Source organism: Rhodococcus sp. NyZ502 (assembly GCF_041464245.1).
Classification (GTDB): domain Bacteria; phylum Actinomycetota; class Actinomycetes; order Mycobacteriales; family Mycobacteriaceae; genus Rhodococcus_F; species Rhodococcus_F qingshengii.
The window spans coordinates 1,114,914-1,133,160 of record NZ_CP167155.1; the positions used below are offsets into that span (position 1 = coordinate 1,114,914).

The 18,247-nt window shown below is 62.6% G+C and carries 19 protein-coding genes; 11 read left to right on the plus strand and 8 right to left on the minus strand.

Translation table 11 applies throughout. From position 1 onward, the window contains the following. Nucleotides 1-94: 94 nt before the first annotated feature. Nucleotides 95-919 carry a sucrase ferredoxin gene (locus ACBG85_RS05155; RefSeq protein WP_232329985.1) on the minus strand — a complete coding sequence of 275 codons (825 nt, stop codon included), beginning with the start codon at nucleotides 917-919 and terminating at the stop codon, nucleotides 95-97. Between the two features lie 277 nt (nucleotides 920-1,196). On the opposite strand from ACBG85_RS05155, the gene ACBG85_RS05160 reads away from it, so the two are divergent. The 4 genes from ACBG85_RS05160 to ACBG85_RS05175 all read left to right on the plus strand — a co-directional run bounded on the left by ACBG85_RS05160 (nucleotide 1,197) and on the right by ACBG85_RS05175 (nucleotide 5,086). After that, nucleotides 1,197-2,135, plus strand: coding sequence for an ABC transporter substrate-binding protein (locus tag ACBG85_RS05160; RefSeq protein ID WP_042452648.1), 939 nt, complete (start codon nucleotides 1,197-1,199; stop codon nucleotides 2,133-2,135). A 47-nt stretch (nucleotides 2,136-2,182) separates the two neighbouring features. Next, nucleotides 2,183-2,680 carry a glutathione peroxidase gene (locus ACBG85_RS05165; protein ID WP_003945816.1) on the plus strand — a complete coding sequence of 166 codons (498 nt, stop codon included), beginning with the start codon at nucleotides 2,183-2,185 and terminating at the stop codon, nucleotides 2,678-2,680. A 94-nt stretch (nucleotides 2,681-2,774) separates the two neighbouring features. After that, nucleotides 2,775-3,479, plus strand: a complete 705-nt coding sequence (locus ACBG85_RS05170) for a DUF2334 domain-containing protein (protein WP_007734443.1) — start codon at nucleotides 2,775-2,777, stop codon at nucleotides 3,477-3,479. Between the two features lie 227 nt (nucleotides 3,480-3,706). Continuing rightward, on the plus strand, nucleotides 3,707-5,086 hold the full coding sequence (locus tag ACBG85_RS05175) for an Ig-like domain-containing protein (protein ID WP_209448363.1): 1,380 nt from the start codon (nucleotides 3,707-3,709) through the stop codon (nucleotides 5,084-5,086). 8 nt (nucleotides 5,087-5,094) lie between these two features. Here ACBG85_RS05175 and ACBG85_RS05180 read toward each other — a convergent pair whose 3' ends face one another. Then, the gene (locus ACBG85_RS05180; protein WP_007734446.1) at nucleotides 5,095-5,742 is read right to left on the minus strand and encodes an MBL fold metallo-hydrolase; all 648 of its coding nucleotides are present in this window, start codon (nucleotides 5,740-5,742) and stop codon (nucleotides 5,095-5,097) included. A 165-nt stretch (nucleotides 5,743-5,907) separates the two neighbouring features. Between ACBG85_RS05180 and purS the strand changes: the two genes are divergently transcribed. Continuing rightward, nucleotides 5,908-6,147: a phosphoribosylformylglycinamidine synthase subunit PurS gene (gene purS / locus ACBG85_RS05185; RefSeq protein ID WP_003945817.1), complete on the plus strand. Its 240-nt coding sequence runs from the start codon at nucleotides 5,908-5,910 to the stop codon at nucleotides 6,145-6,147. Then, on the plus strand, nucleotides 6,144-6,821 hold the full coding sequence (gene purQ / locus ACBG85_RS05190; RefSeq protein ID WP_003945887.1) for a phosphoribosylformylglycinamidine synthase subunit PurQ: 678 nt from the start codon (nucleotides 6,144-6,146) through the stop codon (nucleotides 6,819-6,821). The genes purS and purQ overlap by 4 nt, the downstream gene beginning before the upstream one ends. 79 nt (nucleotides 6,822-6,900) lie before the next feature. Here purQ and ACBG85_RS05195 read toward each other — a convergent pair whose 3' ends face one another. Then, entirely contained in the window at nucleotides 6,901-8,121 is a 1,221-nt protein-coding gene (locus ACBG85_RS05195) for a pyridoxal phosphate-dependent aminotransferase (protein WP_003945423.1), read from the minus strand. A 138-nt stretch (nucleotides 8,122-8,259) separates the two neighbouring features. Between ACBG85_RS05195 and ACBG85_RS05200 the strand changes: the two genes are divergently transcribed. Together ACBG85_RS05200 and ACBG85_RS05205 are read left to right on the plus strand one after the other, a co-directional pair. Continuing rightward, nucleotides 8,260-9,666 (plus strand): PLP-dependent aminotransferase family protein, encoded by a 1,407-nt coding sequence (locus tag ACBG85_RS05200; protein ID WP_042452643.1) that lies wholly within the window; start codon nucleotides 8,260-8,262, stop codon nucleotides 9,664-9,666. Nucleotides 9,667-9,723: 57 nt separating this feature from the next. Next, on the plus strand, nucleotides 9,724-10,170 hold the full coding sequence (locus ACBG85_RS05205) for a hypothetical protein (RefSeq protein WP_116057186.1): 447 nt from the start codon (nucleotides 9,724-9,726) through the stop codon (nucleotides 10,168-10,170). Nucleotides 10,171-10,176: 6 nt separating this feature from the next. Here ACBG85_RS05205 and ACBG85_RS05210 read toward each other — a convergent pair whose 3' ends face one another. Continuing rightward, nucleotides 10,177-11,385, minus strand: a complete 1,209-nt coding sequence (locus ACBG85_RS05210; RefSeq protein WP_209448364.1) for a macrolide family glycosyltransferase — start codon at nucleotides 11,383-11,385, stop codon at nucleotides 10,177-10,179. 163 nt (nucleotides 11,386-11,548) lie between these two features. Here ACBG85_RS05210 and ACBG85_RS05215 point away from each other — a divergent pair, with 163 nt between their 5' ends. Beyond that, nucleotides 11,549-11,839, plus strand: a complete 291-nt coding sequence (locus ACBG85_RS05215; protein WP_003945505.1) for a YiaA/YiaB family inner membrane protein — start codon at nucleotides 11,549-11,551, stop codon at nucleotides 11,837-11,839. On the opposite strand, the gene ACBG85_RS05220 is transcribed toward ACBG85_RS05215, so the two are convergent. Then, entirely contained in the window at nucleotides 11,823-12,944 is a 1,122-nt protein-coding gene (locus ACBG85_RS05220) for a cell wall metabolism sensor histidine kinase WalK (protein ID WP_082654874.1), read from the minus strand. The genes ACBG85_RS05215 and ACBG85_RS05220 overlap by 17 nt on opposite strands. Then, nucleotides 12,941-13,654, minus strand: coding sequence for a response regulator transcription factor (locus tag ACBG85_RS05225; RefSeq protein ID WP_162114322.1), 714 nt, complete (start codon nucleotides 13,652-13,654; stop codon nucleotides 12,941-12,943). The genes ACBG85_RS05220 and ACBG85_RS05225 overlap by 4 nt, the downstream gene beginning before the upstream one ends. A 216-nt stretch (nucleotides 13,655-13,870) precedes the next feature. On the opposite strand from ACBG85_RS05225, the gene ACBG85_RS05230 reads away from it, so the two are divergent. Continuing rightward, entirely contained in the window at nucleotides 13,871-14,521 is a 651-nt protein-coding gene (locus ACBG85_RS05230; RefSeq protein WP_054188009.1) for a DUF305 domain-containing protein, read from the plus strand. A gap of 112 nt (nucleotides 14,522-14,633) precedes the next feature. After that, nucleotides 14,634-16,727 (plus strand): heavy metal translocating P-type ATPase, encoded by a 2,094-nt coding sequence (locus tag ACBG85_RS05235; RefSeq protein ID WP_372026465.1) that lies wholly within the window; start codon nucleotides 14,634-14,636, stop codon nucleotides 16,725-16,727. A gap of 18 nt (nucleotides 16,728-16,745) precedes the next feature. Here the strand turns inward: ACBG85_RS05235 and ACBG85_RS05240 are convergent, their stop codons facing one another. Together ACBG85_RS05240 and ACBG85_RS05245 are read right to left on the minus strand one after the other, a co-directional pair. After that, nucleotides 16,746-17,516: an alpha/beta fold hydrolase gene (locus ACBG85_RS05240; RefSeq protein ID WP_003945805.1), complete on the minus strand. Its 771-nt coding sequence runs from the start codon at nucleotides 17,514-17,516 to the stop codon at nucleotides 16,746-16,748. A gap of 142 nt (nucleotides 17,517-17,658) precedes the next feature. Further along, nucleotides 17,659-18,240 carry a hypothetical protein gene (locus ACBG85_RS05245; protein WP_232329987.1) on the minus strand — a complete coding sequence of 194 codons (582 nt, stop codon included), beginning with the start codon at nucleotides 18,238-18,240 and terminating at the stop codon, nucleotides 17,659-17,661. Between the last annotated feature and the right edge of the window lie 7 nt (nucleotides 18,241-18,247).

The window sequence follows — 18,247 nt, forward strand, 5'->3', positions numbered from 1 at the left end:
GTCGATCCTTCATCGCGACCTGATTCGAAGTGTTGTCAGTCCGCGCAAATCTCGGTTCGATGGCCTGCCGGGCACTCTTGTCGAAATCGAGTGGTCAGTGGGGTTGCTCGTGAACGTGCTCGACGGTCCATCCGCTCCATTCGACGGTCCCTCCGGCACCACAATCATGTCGGAACGGCAGCCCTGGAGGACCGGAGCGAACGACGACGCGAAAGTCTCTCCCCTCCAACCGAAGATCGACAGTCGTGTGTTCTCCGTCGACACTCTCGCTGATGCTCTCGAGTGCGTCCGTGGCGACGATGTCGGTGGCGCGTCGGACAGCATGTTCGGCTGCCTGAGCGGCCTGTGACAGTGCCGCCCGGCCGCGCAGGTGCAGCAGCTCCAATTCTCCGGCTAGGTATTTCTCGGCAGCATCGATTGCGGAGTTGCCGTCCAGTCGGCTGAAATAGACTGCGGCAGGCCACGCAATCATGTTGGCCGCGAAACGATCTCCGCCGATGTGACTGCATTCCCACACATCTGCGATCTGTGCCGCGTTCAGCGCCGAAACGACCGGGCGGCCGAGTTCCGCGCAGCACGCATCCTTCTTTCCATGCGTGCAGACTGCGAAGAGCGGTTCCGTGCGGGAGCGGCCGAAGTCGGGTTCCGCTCCGGTGGCCATCGATTCGAACGGCAGTACCGACAGGTCCTCGTATCGGTCGACCGCCCCTTCCCGCATCCATTGGCGTGTGCCGTCCGTCCAGGCGAGTACACACGTCGGGGTGAGCACCCGGCGGTTGCGGGTCCGCCGGATCACCACGACACGGATACGGCCCTGCGCTGCGTAGATCTTTTCGGTGAGCGCGACGGGGAGAACGTCGTCAGGGGCGGACGCCGGCCAGGGGCCGGGATGCTCGATCAATACCCACAGATGTGTCATTCCGGCGCGACCGACCATAGGTTCGCCGGCGGTCGACGACTGCCGTGTACAGGCGTGAGGGCGTCGACTGGTTTGCGGATTGGCGACAAATTCCGAAAGGCACTGCATAGATCCTTTCCCCAGGACACCGTCGCTGTGGCAGGGGAGGGAAGACATGATGAGGCTCCAGTCTCGTAGGTTAGGCTCACCAGACTATTGGATGGTGAATCCTTTGCTCAGCCGCGGTGAATGCACGTGGCTGTGACGGTCGGAAGCAGTCGGTAACAGGAGTTTGTGAATGAAACGCAGTAACTCGCGGACGAAGTACATGCTGGGTGGTTTTGTCCTCGCCGCCATAGTGGCAACGACAACGGCGTGTGGCAGTGACGACAAGACGGATACCGGCAGTCAGTCTGCCGACACCGTGCACGCGGTCACCCACGCCCGCGGAACTACCGACGTACCGACGGATCCGCAGCGAGTTGTCGTGCTCGAGCCGGTTCAGCTCGACACGTCGGTAGCGCTGGGCGTGATTCCCGTGGGCACCGCGGTACTCAGCGAGACGACCGGCGTTCCGGCGTACCTCGGTGAGAAGGCGGCGGAGATCGAGATGGTCGGAACCGTCGCGGCACCGAACCTCGAGAAGATCGTCGCACTGAGCCCGGACCTGATCATCGGAACGGAATCGCGGCACGGTGATCTGTACGAGCAGCTCGCTGCCATCGCACCGACCGTCTACATGGCAACTCAGACCGATCCGTGGCAGGACAACGTCCAGTTCGTCGCAGAGGCGTTGAACAAGACCGATCAGGCAGGTGAACTGCTCGGTGACTACACGGCACGCTGCGAGGAAGTGGCGAGCAAGCACAGCACCGAGGGCAAGACCGCTCAGCTGATCCGCCCACGCGACGACGTTCTGACGCTGTACGGACCCACGTCGTTTGCCGGAAGCACTCTCGAATGTGCTGGACTCACGATTCCCGCACGCGACTGGGAGAACTCGATCTCGGTGGACCTCTCCCCGGAATTCGTCTCCGGAGCCAACGCCGACCTCATCCTGGTCACCTCCGCGAAACCGGCCGATGCCGGCACGATGCCGAAGGCCGTGGCCGACAACGCCGGATTCTTCCCGAACCCGCATCTGGTGGACATGTCCTACTGGATCACCGGCGTCGGACCGCTCGGCGGCCTCACCGTTCTGGACGACCTCGATCGCATTCTCGGAGCGTCGAATTAGCAGTGCGCGAAGGAGCAGTGCGTGAGAGAGTCGCTAAGTTGGAGCCTATGACAACTCCAGTACAGAACATCGCGATCAACACCCTCGGTGGCGTGCCCACCTCTTTGGGTGAATACGACGGCCGCGCCGTCCTCGTGGTCAACGTCGCGTCCAAGTGTGGACTGACCCCGCAGTACTCGGCGCTCGAGAAGCTGGCCAGCGAGTACGCCGATCGCGGTCTGACCGTGATCGGTATCCCGTGCAACCAGTTCATGGGGCAGGAACCGGGTACCGCCGAAGAGATCGAGACGTTCTGCTCCACTACCTACGGCGTCACGTTCCCGCTTCTCGAGAAGATCGAGGTGAACGGCGAAAACCAGCATCCGCTGTACGCCGAGCTCACCAAGGCGGCCGACGCCGAAGGCGCTGCGGGAGACATTCAGTGGAACTTCGAGAAGTTCCTGATCGGACCGGACGGCACCGTCGTCAACCGCTTCCGTCCGCGGACCGAGCCTGACGCACCCGAGGTTGTCGCCGCGATCGAAGCTGCGCTTCCCAAGAACTAGAGGTTTCCAAGAACCAGTAGGTGCGCTGAAAACTGCCGCCGGATGATCATCCGGCGGCAGTGTGCTGTTCACCCACAGCTGCCACTATCGGAGTATGTCCGCAGAACTGATCGTGTCGGTATCCGGAATCAGAGACGAGACATGTTATCTCGCTGCCGGATTCGCAGACGAGATGGACACTCGAGGTGTCCGCTTGTCGCTCCTGGTGGCGCCGCGACTGAAGGACAAATACCGACTGGCCGACGACGCGGTGACGACGGCTTGGCTGCGTGAGCGTCGCGAGCACGGCGATGCCATCGTTCTGCACGGCTACGACCAGGCCGCGACCAAGCGTCGCCGAGCCGAGTTCGCCACTCTGTCGAAGCACGAAGCGAAACTGCGACTACTCGCTGCGGACCGCGTTCTCGAGCATGCAGGCCTTCGGACCCGGGTGTTCGCACCGCCGCGCTGGGTGGCATCGCCCGGTGCCATGTCGGTGTTGCCGGAGACGGGCTTTCGCACGATGGCAGGCCTCGGGGCAGTACATGATCTGACCCGCGGAACCTTGCAACGGGGAAGGGTTTTCGGGATCGGCGAAGGCTTCAAGGCCGAGCCGTGGTGGTGTCGCGCATTGGTTCTCGGAGCCGGGCGTGCCGCCAAACGTGGGGGACTGGTCAGATTGTCGATCACGGCCAAGCAGTTGGGAAACGAGGGCCCACGTCAGGCCGTCCTCGACGCCGTCGACCTTGCCCTCTTCCACGAAGCCGACTCGCAGGTGTATCGGTGGAACTCCCCGTCTCAGGAGCTCGGCGCTGCCTGAATTCGGCAGTTGGCAACTATTTGATAGCTACGAGACTATGTCGTCTGTCCGGGTTGTCCGAGCGGGCAGACTCGTCGCGTTTCTCCACTTCCTTGCTGGTAGTAGTGCAGAGTGGGTCAAAATCGCATAAAACGGACGATTAATTAGAGCGCTGGGTCAGCCAGCTCTCCCACTGCTAGAGTGCGTGCAGTTAATCTGCCGCTAGTAGATGGGATCGGGATCTCGCCATGCGCACGAGAGTGTTCTCCAAGTCGGCCGAGGGTCTTGTCGCCGTGGCTGTGGGCGCAGTCGTCTGTGCTGCGTTCGTTCCGGCGCTCGCGTCTGCCGCTCCGACCGGCGCGGTTCACATGCTGCCGACGGGCAGTGTCGACGGCGGGTCGAGCGGATCGAGCGGATCGAGCGATGGCGTCCGCACCGCAACCGTCGACGATGAAGGTGAGCAACTCACACTGCGCCTTCACAAGATGAACCTGCGGGGATCCGAGTTCTCGATGGCTGTGCAAGACAGCGACGGAGAGCTGACCGACGCGGTGATCCCGGCGCCCCGTTCGTACATCGGCAGCGTAGAAGGGCGTCCGGACGCAATCGTCTCGGCCATCGTCGACTCCGCCGGAACACTGCGCGGGCAGGTGATTTTCGATCGTGGTGTTTCGATAGAGTTCGTCGGATCCGAGGTGGTCGGTCGCAGCACGGCGCCGATCGACGCAAAACCCAAGTGGCCCACCGCGGCCATTGCGCCGGCCTCGGCCGCAAGGGTCGGCAAGACGGTCAAGCAGTTCGTGGTCGGACTGGACCTCAGTGGCGAGTGGTACTCCGCGCACGGCGCAGGCAGTGCCGCCGTCGCTCTGGATCGGGCCGAGGAATCAATGGCCCGCACCGCTGCCATCTGGATCAGAGACGTCGGGATTCGGCCGGTCCTCGGTCGAGTTGTCCTGCGGGCAGATTCCGCCGGCGATCCGTACTCGAGCAGTTGTGAAAATCTCGAGCAGTTGGAAGATCTGTGGTCCGATCAGGTCGGGTCGAGTGTCGATCAGGCGACCGTCGTGTGCGCATCCGGTGGCGGAAATGCCTACTACTCGAAGTTCGAACTCGACCACAGCTACGCGCATGTCGGTGCCGAGTCCGACGGCAACTTCAGCCGCGTTCTCCGCCACGAGTTGGGCCACAACTTCTATGCCGACGACTACCACGGCGGCGGCGCCGAGGGATCGACCATCATGAACGGTAACGACCTCTCGCGCTTCGACGGCACCGAATTCGCTGCCATCGTCGATGCGGCGGAGGTTGCCTCGGCTCGACTCGACGACGTCGGTCGGTACACGGCAAGCCCGATCCCGCCGTACGCCGCACTCGACACCGCGCGGGTCCGCTCAGGCGGCACAGTCACCGTCGACGCCGTCGCGAATGATCATGACAGCAACGGAGATTCGATCACAGTGACCGGCGTCGGGGCGACGTCACTTCTCGGTGGCACCGTGAAGCTCGAAAACGGCGAAGTGGTGTTCGAAGCCGGAACGAAGGCAGGCACCGACAGGATTCTCTACACACTCACCGACGCAGCCGGTGGCACGAGCACCGGCTGGATCATCGTCGATGTGAGTGCGTGAGAACCGAATCAGGCGACTTCGACGCTCGACTCCTCGTCGAGAACTCGGAACTCGGTGCCGTCGGCAGCCATTTCCGAGTAGCGACCGTAGAAGATGCCTGCGGCCTCGTCGCGGATGATCGCTTGATGAATGGGAACCGCAACGCGCGGCGCCACCGCGCGGAGGTAGTCGATGGCCTCCGAGATCTTGAGCCACGGTGCGGCGGCGGGGAGGGCGAGAACGTCGACCTTCTGTTCGGGGACGTAGAGGGAATCGCCGGGATGCATGAACCGTGCCGGGTTGGTGGCGTCACCGAGGAGGAACGCGGTGTTGTCGATCATCGGTAGGTCCGGATGGATGATTGCGTGCTCTCCGCCCGTTCCGGTCACCTCGACGTCGCCGATGCTGAACCGGTCGCCCGGCCGGACGCCGGTCCAGCGCCCACCGAGCTTTTCAGCCGTCTGCGGATCGCTGTAGAGCACGGCGTCGGGATTCGCTTCGGCCAGTTCGGGCAGCCGCGCAGGGTCGGCGTGATCGGGGTGTTGATGTGTCACGAGGATGGCGTCGAGGCCGGTGATGCCTTCGAATCCGTGCGAGAAGTTGCCGGGATCGAAGAGGATCTTCGAGCCGTTCAACTCCACGAGCACACAGGAATGGCCAAAATGTGTCAGTCGCATGATTTCGAGTATGCGCCGCCGCGAAGGGACTCGCAGGCGGGTTTCACAGGTGGTCGCCGTCACGCCCCGATCACTCGATGCGAACCATCTCGGGTCCGCCCGGTAAACTGGCCATCACCCGAGCGTTTCACTCCGGGTTCGCGCACTAGTACCGAGGAGCAGCACGTGGCCCGTGTCGTCGTCGAAGTCATGCCCAAGGCCGAGATTCTCGACCCCCAGGGACAGGCAATTGTCGGGGCACTGTCTCGCCTGGGCTTTGCAGGAGTATCCGATGTCCGTCAGGGCAAGCGGTTCGAGTTGGAGATCGACGGCAGTGTCGAAGACGCCGAACTCGAGAAGATCGCCGAAGGCCTGCTGGCCAACACGGTGATCGAGGATTGGACCGTCAGGCGAGTCGAGGCATGAGCGCACGTATCGGAGTAATCACTTTCCCCGGCACGCTCGACGACATCGACGCGGCGCGGGCAGTGAACCTGGCCGGCGGTGAAGCTGTCGAACTCTGGCACGGCGATGCAGACCTCAAGGGTGTCGACGCGGTCATCGTTCCCGGCGGATTCTCGTACGGCGATTACCTTCGTTGCGGCGCGATCGCACGTTTTGCTCCCGCGATGGGCAAGGTTGTGGAAGCAGCCAAGGGCGGCATGCCGGTCCTGGGCATCTGCAACGGTTTCCAGATCCTCTGCGAAGCAGGATTGCTGCCCGGTGCTCTGACCCGTAACCAGGGTCTGCACTTCATCTGCCGCGACGAGTGGTTGACGGTCGAAGCCAACAACACGGCGTGGTCCTCGCGATACGAGGCCGGCGCGCAGATCCTCATCCCCCTCAAGTCGGGTGAAGGTCGCTTCCAGGCGTCCGAGAAGGTTCTCGACGAACTCGAGGGCGAAGGCCGCGTCGTCTTCCGTTACTCGGAGGAGAACCCCAACGGCTCGCAGCGTCGTATCGCCGGCATCTCCTCGGCCAACGGCCGGGTCGTCGGTTTGATGCCGCACCCCGAGCACGCCACCGAGGCTCTCACCGGTCCCAGTGACGACGGATTGGGCTTGTTCTACTCGGCCCTCGACGCGATCGTCACTGCCTGATCGCCTGCTGATTTTCACCACTGAACGCCGACCGGAAATCCGGTCGGCGTTCAGTCGTATGTGGGCCCGGTACCCAGGGCTACTGGCTGTAGGAACTGAGGAAGTTGCCGAGTCGCTCGAGTGCCGTCGAGAGATCGTCGGTGTTGGGGAGAGTCACCAACCGGAAGTGATCGGGTTCGATCCAATTGAACGCGCGACCGTGGCTGACAAGAATCTTCTCCGATTCCAGTAGATCGAGAACGAACCTCTCGTCGTCGACGATGCCGAACTTGTCGACGTCGAGCTTGGGGAACAGGTACAGCGCCCCGTCGGCCTGTTGGCAACTGATCCCGTCGATGCTGTTGAGCGTGGTGTGTGCGAGATCGCGCTGGGCCGTCAGCCGACCTTGTGGAAGCAACAGGTCCTCGATGGACTGACGTCCGCCGAGTGCAGTCTGGATAGCGTGCTGCGCCGGCACGTTGGCACACATTCGCATGTTGGCCAGCAATTTGATGCCTTCGATGAAGCTCGACGCCCGCTCGAGTGGTCCGGTGATGGCCAGCCATCCGGCTCGGAATCCGCACACGCGGTAGGCCTTGGACAGTCCCGAATACGTCAGACACAGAACGTCTCGCCCGGTCATCGTCGCAAGGTTTGTCATGGATCGGCCGTCGTAGACGATCTTTTCGTAGATCTCGTCGGCGAAGAGCATCAGATCGTGTTTGCGCGCTAGATCCACGAAGCGTTGCAGCACCTCCGTCGAGTAGACGGCGCCCGTCGGATTGTTGGGATTGATGACGACAATCCCTCGGGTGCGCGGCGTGATCCGAGCTTCCAGATCGTCGAAGTCCGGTGCCCAGCCTTGGCTTTCATCGGTGAGGTAGTGGACGGGCGTGCCGCCGGCAAGTGAAACCGAAGCCGTCCACAAGGGATAGTCGGGAGCGGGAATCAGGATCTCGTCCTCTGGATTGCAGAGGGCCTGCATCGTCAGGGTGATCAGTTCGGACACACCGTTTCCGAGATAGATCTCGTCGACGGTGACGTCGGTGATACCCCGCGTCTGGTAGTACTGGACCACCGCAGTGCGCGCCGAATACAGTCCGCGAGAATCGCAATATCCCTGCGCGGTAGGGAGATTGCGGATCATGGCCATCATGATTTCGTCCGGAGCTTCGAACCCGAAGGGGGCCGGATTGCCGACGTTGAGTCGCAGGATCGTGTGTCCCTGATCCTCGAGTTCTTCGGTCTTGTCGAGAATTCGCCCTCTGATGTCGTACCTGACATTCTCGAGCTTGCGGGCCTGATCGATGGGTGTGTTCACGCGGTTACGTACCTCTCCGGTTCGGGTGGGCGAGTTGTGTTTCAGATGAGAAGGGCGCCTCAGGGTTCGGTCTGGAAACGGACATTGATTCGCGATAGCGCTAGCGGCGAAAGAGGAGTAGCGCTACTATGATTCGACATGTCCAATGATAGCAGTTCGAGGATTGTCGCAGCCTTGCGTGAGTGGATCGCGACGGCTCCTCCAGGCGCGAAGCTTCCGTCCACTCGGTCGCTCGTCAGCCTGCACGGGGCGAGTCCGGTCACCGTGCAGAAGGCGCTGCGAACACTGGTATCTCAGGGGGTTGTGGAGGCTCGTCCCGGTGTGGGGACCTTCGTGCGCGCGGCGCGCGTCGTGCGACCCAACGACTACGGGTGGCAGACAGCGGCGCTTGGATCGCCGAACTATCGTCTGCAGCTGCCCATGGCGCTGCAGTCCACCTCCAACGACGTGATCGCGCTGCATTCCGGCTATCCGGCCCGAGAGCTGTTGCCGGAAGGTCTGGTTCGTGCAGCCTTCACCAGGGCGACGCGAACCGACGCCGTGTTCAATCGGCCCCTCGCTGCCGGGCTTCCGGAACTGCAGTCCTGGTTTGCCTCCGAATTGGGTTCCGCCACTCCTGCCGGGATCACTCCGCCGGGGCCGAACGACGTGGTTGTACTTCCCGGCAGTCAGGGTGGGCTTGCGACGTCCTTTCGCGCGTTGGTGGGGGAGGGGCGTCCGTTGCTCATGGAATCGCCGACCTACTGGGGAGCGATCCTGGCCGCCGCGCAGGCTGGAGTCACGGTCATTCCGATTTCCAGCGGCGCCAACGGTCCTGATCCTGAAGAGCTTTCGCGTGCATTCGAACAGACCGGTGCCCGTGCGTTCTACGCACAACCGAGCTTCGCGAGTCCGACGGGAGCGCTGTGGTCGCCGTCGTTGGCTGACAAGGTTCTCGACACCGTCCGTCGGCACGGCGCATTCCTCATCGAGGACAGTTCGGCGCTCGACTTCGGAATCACCGCAGATCCCAGCCCCATCGCTGCACGAGACGACAGCGGTCACGTCGTCTACCTTCGTGCGCTGACCAAGAGCGTGTCCCCATCGGTGCGAGTTGCCGGATTGATCGCTCGGGGTCCGGCGTACGAGCGGATTCTGGCTGATACACAGGCAGATTCGATGTACGTCAGCGGGATGCTGCAAGCGGTAGCGCTCGACGTCGTGACCCAACCGGCCTGGCGAACGCACTTGCGCAGGCTTCGTCACCAACTCGAGGCCAGACGCGACCTCCTCGTCTCGAGTCTGCGCGAGCACGCGCCGGACGCTCACCTCGATGCCGTACCGAAAGGCGGACTCAACCTCTGGCTTCGGCTCCCGGACACCACGAACGTCGAACGCGTGGTGCAGGACTGCCGGTCGGCCGGCGTCATCGTCGGGGCCGGTGACGATTGGTTCCCGGCAGAACCGACTGGAAAGTTCTTGCGGCTCAACTACGCCGGACCGAACCCGGGTGAGTTCCCCGACGCCGCCCGCATTATCGGCCGAGCAATCACGCAACATATGTAGAACTTCACCTCACTGGTGGTTGACCTGAACTTCCGTTGAGGTTTTATCGTCGTGTGCATGAACAAACAAGCGATGCAGCCACCGGCCAACCAGCCGATCGGATTCTGGACCGCGCGAGCCGGTGAAGCGATTCGCACGCGCACGCGCGGAGCACTCGAAGCGATCGGCGTCACCCAGCCGGGGTGGTGGGTCCTGCACCAACTTTCGCTGCACCCTGAAGGGGTGGAGCGTGCTGTCCTCTTGCGGACGATCGGTCCGAACGAATCCACCGACGTGATCGATGACGCCGTCGACTCTGCCCTCGAACTGGGGTGGGCGCGCGAAGACGGGTCTGTCCTTCGCCTGACTGGTGCGGGCTCCGAGCAGTTCGATCGCGCCGCGCGGGTACAGCAGATGCTGCAGGAAGAGCGGATGCAGGGAATCACCGAAGAGGAGTTTGTCACCACCATCACTGTGCTGCAGCGAACCATCAAGAACGTGGGCGGCGACGCCTGGCACTGGTAGCAGACATTATCTGGGCCCGCTGCCGGGTAGAGCGGCTTCGATCAATTCGACGGCACGGGACACACCGCCCGCCGCTGCGAGTTCTTCTGCCAACTCCGTGCTGCGTCGGCGGAACTCGTCGGCGCTCACCAGAGTCAGCGCCTCACGAAGCTCTACTGCCGTGACGGTAGCGCTGTCGACGCGTACTGCGACACCGGCGTCGACGAGCGAGTCGGCGTTGCCGAACTGATCGACGGCTTGCGGCACTGCGATCATGGGTGTCCCGGTCACCAGTCCCTCGCTGGATCCGCCCATACCCGCGTGGGTCACGAACGCGTCGGCCTGCTGCAGAATCGCGAACTGCGGTACCCAACGGTGTATTTCGACGTTGTCGGGCAATGGTCCGAGATCTGAGATCTGCACCTGCTTTCCGATCTGAAGGACGACGTGCCAGCCGTCCATCTGGCCGAAAGCCTCGACGCAGGTGCGGTAGAAATCCGGATGATCGGTGAATGCTGAACCCAGCGAGATCAACAAGAGCTTGCGTTCGGGATCCGGGTTCACCCAAGGTTGACTGCTCGGTTCGAGTGCGGGGCCGACGAACGTGTAGACGTCGCAGTTCACGCGATCGGCGTTGGGCTGCATCGATTCTGCGATCAGCACGATTGCACGGGGTGGGCGTCCGGTGAACTCACGTGGATCGACCTCGACGCCTTCGGCGCGGAAGAACCGGGTCTCCCGATCGAGCAGGTCGACGCCTCTCGGATCGGAACGAATTTCGTCGTACATCGGTGCGGCGTCGGCTTCGTAACCGTCCCAGGCAACGTACGTCGGCGACAACTGGATGATGGGAACGCCCCACTGCTGAGCCAGTATTCGTGCCGGAATGCCGGCGATGTCGTAGAGAAAGAGGTCAGGGCGATCGTCTTCGTAGATTCGGCGTAGCTGCGGCAGCATCGACTCGTAATCGTCCTGGAAAATCGTCAACTGATCGATCAGATCCCCGTCCCAGCTCTTCTCGGGTTCGGCGCCGTCGGGAGAAGGGACGAGGCTGGGCAGCGTGGAGACGTACGGTGCGAATTCGGCCCCGGTCGCCTCGATGATCTCACGCATCGACTCGTCGTTGGCATAGGTGACGCGGTGACCGGCGGCGACGAGACGCGCGATGATCGCCAGGCTCGGATTGACGTGGCCCGGTGCCGGAATGCTCACCATGGCTATATGTCTGCGGGTCATCGATCACTCCTGCCGTCTGACTGTTCTGGAACAACTCCGGATACCGGACCGAGACTATCCACCAGGATGGGTAACGGCATCTGATTTTTGCCGGGGAAGTACCGTGCGCACTCGAGTAGGACTACGCATCCGAGTGCCGGGATGGGCGAGCAGACTTCGAAGCATGAGCACACCGACAACACCCTCGAAGACCACTGCAGCCTTCTATCTTCAGGCCGGAATAGCCTTTGCCGTCAGTTTTGTCGGCACCCTCCTCGGAATTGCGTATCTTCCGATCGATGCGTGGCAACGCGGATTTCTCGGAATGTCCTTGCTGTTCTTGGTCACCAGTACGTTCACGTTGGCCAAGGTGATTCGTGATCAGCAGGAGGCATCCACAGTCAGGGTTCGAGTGGACGAGGCTCGACTCGAGAAGCTGATCGCCGAGCACGATCCGTTCAAAGCGGCAGCCTGAAACCTGTCGGCAAGGTGAGGATCAGCGTGCTGCCGAGAGGTTGCTCGTTTCGGAGCGCCGACAGATCGCCGCCGTGTGCGAGCGCGAGGCTGCGCGCAATCGTGAGCCCCAAACCGGAACCGTCGGATCGATCACCGCGATGGAAACGGTCGAAGACTGATTCGAGTTGGTCTGCGGGAATTCCGTCACCGGTGTCGGTGACGGACACCGAGAGGTGGTCACCTTCCCGTGCGAGTGTCACCGTCACCGAACCTCCGCTCGGAGTGTGCCGCAACGCGTTTTCGAGCAGATTGGCGAGGATCTGTTCGATTCGTTGGCGATCGACCTCGGCCGTGATCGGTTGAGGAGACAGAGCGGTCGTCAATTCGACTCCACGCTCGGCGAAACGTGGCGCCGCTGCTGCCGTTGCGCTGCAAACGATGTCGTCGATCTTCTCGTCTCGGCGATCGAGTTCGAGAGCGTGTTCGTCGGCCGCGGAGACGTCCGCCAGATCGCAAGAGAGCCGACGCAGTCTTTCGAGTTGATCGCGCATGACCAACCATGAAGAGTTGTCCGTGGGGAGGACGCCATCCTCGATGCCGTCGACGTACGCAGCCAAAGTCGATACCGGAGTGCGTAATTCGTGGGCAAGATCGGCAAGCAGGCGTTTGCGGACCCGATCCGAATGATCAAGGCGTGCCGCCATGTCGGCAAAGGCAGTTTCGAGACGCGTGAAATCGGCATCTACGTCGGACCTGCCGATAGTCACGTCGAAGTTCCCGTCTGCGACGCTTTGAGCCGCCTCCGCCAGCGTTGAGATCGGGGCCGTGATGCGTCGGACGATGTAGACCGCGGCGATGCTTGCGCCCACCAGTGCGACCGCGATCCCGCACAACAGTGCAATGGTCATGGTCTGAGCGAATGCCTCTTCGGTGTGGGTACGGACATTCGAGTCTTCGATGCCGGCCATCATGAGGTGGTTGTGAAAGAGCGGGGCAGCGACGGCAATGGCGACTGCGGCGATGGCGAGGCAGGAGACGAACAGGACGACAAGCTGCGCCAGCAGCAGTTTTCCGCGTAGCCCGAGTTTCTTCATGACGACCCCGTTCATGACGACCGCGTTCATGACGACCTCAGGGAGTATCCGACGCCCCTGACGGTTCTGATGAACCGAGGATCGGTCGCGTCGTCGCCGAGTTTGCGGCGTAATGCACGCACATGGACGTCGACGATGTGCTGGTCCCCGAACCAGGACGAGCCCCACACCGAGGTGATGATCTCGGCCCGACTCCAGGCAGCGTCGGGTCGGGACGCAAGCGCGGACAACAGGGTGAACTCGGTGGGAGTGAGATCGACCAGGGTGTCGTCGACACGGACCGTGCGGGCCACGACGTCGATGTCGAGTCCGGGAGGCGTCGGCAGCACTTTTGGCAGCAAACTCGACGCGCGTGGCCGTCTGAGCAGTGCTTTCACTCGCGCAACCAGTTCGCGGGGGCCGAAGGGTTTGACCACGTAGTCGTCAGCGCCGGCCGCCAGACCCGTCACCTTGTCCGACTCTTCACCGCGGGCGGACAGCATCAGGATGTACGCATCGGAGAAGGTACGGATTCGTCGGCAGACTTCCATGCCGTCGAAGCCCGGGAGCATCAGATCGAGCACTATCAGCGCGGGCTCGAATTCGCGCACCGAACGTACTGCGCTCGGCCCGTCGTGGGCGAGGCGCACGGTGAATCCTTCGCGTGTCAGATAGTTGGCGACAACCTTGGCGAGGGCAGTCTCGTCGTCGACGACAAGAACGCGCCCCGGTTCCTCGCCAGGTCGTAGTTCGGCGCTCATCAGACCGAGGTTAGTCGACTGCGTGTCTGCATTGCTGTCGCGTGGTGGTTTCCACTCGACTGTGAAGATTCGATGAAGGAAGCCTGTTCGAGCCGGTTATCGGGCTTCGCGGTGGATTTTCGCCGGTAACGTGGCAACTGTGCATGTGCAGCACTCTTGTCAAATCAATTGTGGTGCAGTGCATATCGAACAGAATCAATTCTCGGGAGTGAAAACATGTCTTTGACGGTCAGGAAGAGCGCCGCGCGGTTCGTTCCGGTTGTGGCAGCGGCAGCACTGTTGATTGCCGGATGCTCGGACAACTCCGGGGAGAGCATCAACCATTCTTCCGAAACAACCAGCGTCGCAGCACAGTCGGAGATTCCTGCGGGTGTCAATGCCGCCGACATCGAGTTTCTCGAAGGAATGTACCCGCATCACGCGCAGGCATTGGACATGGCCAGAATGGTCGACGGTCGAACCGACAATGCCGAACTTCTCTCTCTTGCAGCGCAGATAGAGGCAGCGCAAGGCCCGGAGATGGCTCAGATGACCGAATTGTTGACGGAGTGGGGACGCCCCGAGCCTTCGTCGAGTTCGATGGAGGGCATGGATGAGTCGGCGCACGCGGGACACGGCGTCGGGATGGCCGAGATGCCGGGAATGATGTCGGCCGACGACATGACCGCCCTCACCGATGCCAGTGGCGCGGAGTTCGACAAGTTGTGGCTGACGATGATGATCGAGCACCACAAGGGTGCCATCACCATGTCCCAGACCGAACTCGACAACGGGCTCGACCCGTCGGCGGAGAAGATGGCAGAAGCGATCATTGCCGGTCAGCAGGCGGAAATCACTCAGATGGAAGCGATGTTGAAGGGGAGTTGAACAGGAGGCCTTGGCCGCGTGACCTTGCTCGGGTGGCTACCTGGGCATACGTTCGAGGCTGATGGCTTGACCGGTGCTGTGCTGCAATCACACGCGAGGGGATGACCGCCACATGGATCACAGTCAGATGGACCATGGCCAGATGGACCATGGCCAGATGGACCATAGCGAGATGAGCCATGGCCAGATGGAGCATGGGGCACACGGTGGTCACGGGGATCACGTCGCACAGTTCCGGACGTTGTTTGCAGTCATGCTGGTCATCGCGGTTCCGGTCGTTGCGGCAGACGCGATGTTCGCTTATCTGGTCGGGTACACACTGCCGGAAAACTCTCTGGTGGAATGGATCTCACCGGTACTCGGCACGGTGATGTACTTCTGGGGTGGCAAGCCGTTCCTCACCGGCGCTGTTGCCGAAATCCGTTCTCGGCAGCCGGGAATGATGCTGTTGATCGCGCTCGCGATCACCGTGGCCTTCTTCGCGTCATGGGCTGCGAGTCTGCACTGGGTGGATCACACTCTCGATTTCTGGTGGGAGCTCGCGCTTCTGATCGTGATCATGTTGTTGGGCCACTGGATCGAGATGCGTTCGCTCAGTCAGACATCGAGCGCCTTGGATTCACTTGCCGCTTTGCTGCCCGACGAGGCAGAACGGGTGGTGGGGGAATCGGTGGAAACCGTGCCCACCGCAGCTCTGGCGACCGGCGACCTGGTGATAGTTCGTCCCGGCGCCCGTGTTCCCTCGGACGGAACGGTGGTCGAGGGAAGCGCCGACATGGACGAATCCATGATTACGGGCGAGTCGAAGACCGTCCGCCGGACTGTCGGAGATCAGGTGGTGGCCGGCACGGTAGCCACCGACTCGGCACTTCGGCTTCGAGTCACCGCCGTGGGAGAAGACACCGCGCTCGCCGGTATCCGGCGCCTGGTCGAGCAAGCCCAGAACTCGTCGAGTCGCGCGCAGGTGTTGGCGGACAAGGCCGCTGCTCTGCTGTTCTGGTACGCACTCGGCGCGGCAGTGCTGACCGCGATCGCCTGGAGTATCTGGGGCACCCCGGAGAGCGCAGTCACCCGGACGATCACCGTTCTGGTGATCGCCTGCCCGCACGCGCTCGGGTTGGCGATTCCACTGGTCGTCTCGATCGCGACGGAACGGGCGGCTCGGGCTGGGATCTTGATCACCGACCGCATGGCCCTCGAGGCGATGCGTAACCTAGACACCGTTCTCTTCGACAAGACCGGCACTCTCACCAAGGGGGAGCCCGCAGTGGTCGGTGTACGCGGTGTCGACGGGTATTCCGATGACGACGTTCTCAGCGCAGCGGCTGCCGTCGAGTTCGACAGCGAACATCCACTCGGGCGCGCCGTCGTCGCGGCGGCGCGGGAGTTGTCGCTCGAATTCACTGCGGGTTCCGACTTTCAGGCGCACAACGGGATCGGGGTTGCTGCGGACGTCGCCGGTGCACGCGTCGGTGTCGGCGGACCGGGGATGCTGCGATCGGTCGGGGCCACCGCGATCCCGGGGACCGAAGAGTGGCTCAGTGACGGGTCGACCGTCCTGCATGTAGTGCGTGACGAGAAGGTAATCGGCGCATTGGCATTGGCCGACGAGATTCGCCCGGAATCAGCATTGGCCGTCGACGCCCTCCATGCTCGCGGTGTGCGGGTGGCCATGGTCACCGGAGACGCGGAGGCCGTGGCCCATTCGGTGGCTCGCAGGCTCGGGATCGACGAAGTTTTCGCCGAAGTGCTTCCGCAGGACAAGGGAGCGCAGGTATCTCGGCTTCAGGCTGCGGGCCACCGCGTGGCGATGGTCGGTGACGGGGTCAACGATGCGCCGGCACTCGCCCAGGCGGATGTGGGCATCGCGATCGGTGCCGGAACCGACGTGGCGATCGCGTCGGCGGGAGTTGTTCTGGCCAGCGATGATCCGCGTTCGGTGAGCTCGGTCATCGAGCTGTCCCGCGCCACCTACCGGAAGATGGTTCAGAACCTTTGGTGGGCAGCGGGATACAACGCGATCTCGGTTCCCCTCGCTGCGGGAGTGCTGGCGCCCGTCGGGTTCGTGCTGCCGATGGAGGTCGGAGCAATCCTGATGTCGGTATCCACTGTGGTCGTTGCCGCGAATGCCCAGTTGTTGAGGCGCTTGGACTTGCGGCAACCACCGGTGACCGCGTTGGAGTCGAGAGTGCTCACATCGCAGTAGCGAGAGGTTGAAGGCGGACTACTGTCGGCTCAGGAACGGAATGAGCGCACGCAGTACAGCATCGGAGTCTGCGACTGCGCTTGCGTGGTCAGCCCCTTCGATCACAGTCAAGGCACTGTCCGGGATCAGCGACGCGAGATGCTCGGTATCCGGCAGGCGCTCGCGATCTCTCGATCCGACGAACAACAACGCCGGTGTGGTGATCCGTTGCAGCACGGCGTCGTCGATGCCGTGCTCCTTCTCTGCGCGGCGCATGTAGGCAGCGAGCGCGAGGGCATCATTGATTCGGAAGGCAGTCGCAGTCTGAGGATCCACCGGTTTGCCGCGCCTCACGCCCCAACCGGTCAGAAATCCCTCGATACCGCCGCTTTCGAGTACGTCGATGCAACCCGGGAAGAACAATGCGTCGAACGCGCCCGTCATCGGTCGGCTGCTACCGCCCCCGACGGTCAGCGATCGCACCCGTTCGGAGTGCTCGACTGTCAGCGACATCACCGAGCGTCCGCCGAACGAGTATCCGAGGACGTGTGCCGGTTCGAACGGAGACTCCGTGTCGAGGATCTCCAGGAGATCGCCGACCACCAGATCCATTGCATACGAATCGGAGTCGTGTGGTTTGTCACTGCGTCCGTGACCCCGCATGTCGACGAGGATCAGACGATATTGCTCCTGAAGTGCCTTGACGTACCCGAAGCCACGCCAGATGGAGCGCGACAACGCTGTGCCGTGCACCATCAACAGGGGTGGGCCATCGCCCACGATCTGATAGGTGATCCGCGCACCGTCCACCGGATTTCTCACGTCGTGCAACACCCGTCCAGTATGGGTGCCAGTTGCTACGCACGTGAACTCGAGTAGTCGTCCGGACCCATTCGACGGATGGCGTGGACTCTCACGAACAGTCGGGCCGTCAACTCGGCCTCCCTCAGAGCTACCGGTCACTGCCCGGCGGGGCAGTACCCACTGTTCCAAGCAATGCATCGGTGGAGGGGTCTGCAGTGCTGACGCCTGCGGCTATGCCCCGAATCAGAGCCTCGAAATCAGCGGCGACGATGGTGACCTCCTCGAACTCCGGCTCTCCTCCACGGACAACCTGACCGTCGGGTGCGAGCGCCAAGTACTCGTACCCATTGCGCACCGACATCAGGACCGGGAGATGAGTGGACCAGAAGGCGTTGATCGCCGCGCGCTCCGCCGGCCCGGAAGCGACCGCCAGGCTCTCGTGCCGGAACGCATTCCAGGGAAACGCCTCATCGCTGACGCCAACGCCACCGGCATAGTTCTCCGCCGAGAGAAACCACACCTGGTCGTCGGAACTGGCAAGTACGGAGAACGAACTCGCCCACACTACGAGTTGGTCACAACCGCCGACCAGTGGTTGCGGAACTGGGGCAGAGGCCGATCGAGTAGGTTCTTCGCGAACCCAACCTGCGAGCGACAGCGCGGCGGTTGCGTCGAGGTGAAGGCACATCGCCCCACGGTAGGCCAGACCGTCGAGCACCGACAGCGTCAACCGTCGG

Bases quoted from the DNA above. Each gene is read 5' to 3' on its own strand.
- ACBG85_RS05155 (WP_232329985.1), bottom strand. From the start codon at position 919: ATGACACATCTGTGGGTATTGATCGAGCATCCCGGCCCCTGGCCGGCG.
- ACBG85_RS05160 (WP_042452648.1), top strand. From the start codon at position 1,197: ATGAAACGCAGTAACTCGCGGACGAAGTACATGCTGGGTGGTTTTGTC.
- ACBG85_RS05165 (WP_003945816.1), top strand. From the start codon at position 2,183: ATGACAACTCCAGTACAGAACATCGCGATCAACACCCTCGGTGGCGTG.
- ACBG85_RS05170 (WP_007734443.1), top strand. From the start codon at position 2,775: ATGTCCGCAGAACTGATCGTGTCGGTATCCGGAATCAGAGACGAGACA.
- ACBG85_RS05175 (WP_209448363.1), top strand. From the start codon at position 3,707: ATGCGCACGAGAGTGTTCTCCAAGTCGGCCGAGGGTCTTGTCGCCGTG.
- ACBG85_RS05180 (WP_007734446.1), bottom strand. From the start codon at position 5,742: ATGCGACTGACACATTTTGGCCATTCCTGTGTGCTCGTGGAGTTGAAC.
- purQ (WP_003945887.1), top strand. From the start codon at position 6,144: ATGAGCGCACGTATCGGAGTAATCACTTTCCCCGGCACGCTCGACGAC.
- ACBG85_RS05200 (WP_042452643.1), top strand. From the start codon at position 8,260: ATGTCCAATGATAGCAGTTCGAGGATTGTCGCAGCCTTGCGTGAGTGG.
- ACBG85_RS05205 (WP_116057186.1), top strand. From the start codon at position 9,724: ATGAACAAACAAGCGATGCAGCCACCGGCCAACCAGCCGATCGGATTC.
- ACBG85_RS05210 (WP_209448364.1), bottom strand. From the start codon at position 11,385: ATGACCCGCAGACATATAGCCATGGTGAGCATTCCGGCACCGGGCCAC.
- ACBG85_RS05215 (WP_003945505.1), top strand. From the start codon at position 11,549: ATGAGCACACCGACAACACCCTCGAAGACCACTGCAGCCTTCTATCTT.
- ACBG85_RS05220 (WP_082654874.1), bottom strand. From the start codon at position 12,944: ATGAACGCGGTCGTCATGAACGGGGTCGTCATGAAGAAACTCGGGCTA.
- ACBG85_RS05225 (WP_162114322.1), bottom strand. From the start codon at position 13,654: ATGAGCGCCGAACTACGACCTGGCGAGGAACCGGGGCGCGTTCTTGTC.
- ACBG85_RS05230 (WP_054188009.1), top strand. From the start codon at position 13,871: ATGTCTTTGACGGTCAGGAAGAGCGCCGCGCGGTTCGTTCCGGTTGTG.
- ACBG85_RS05235 (WP_372026465.1), top strand. From the start codon at position 14,634: ATGGATCACAGTCAGATGGACCATGGCCAGATGGACCATGGCCAGATG.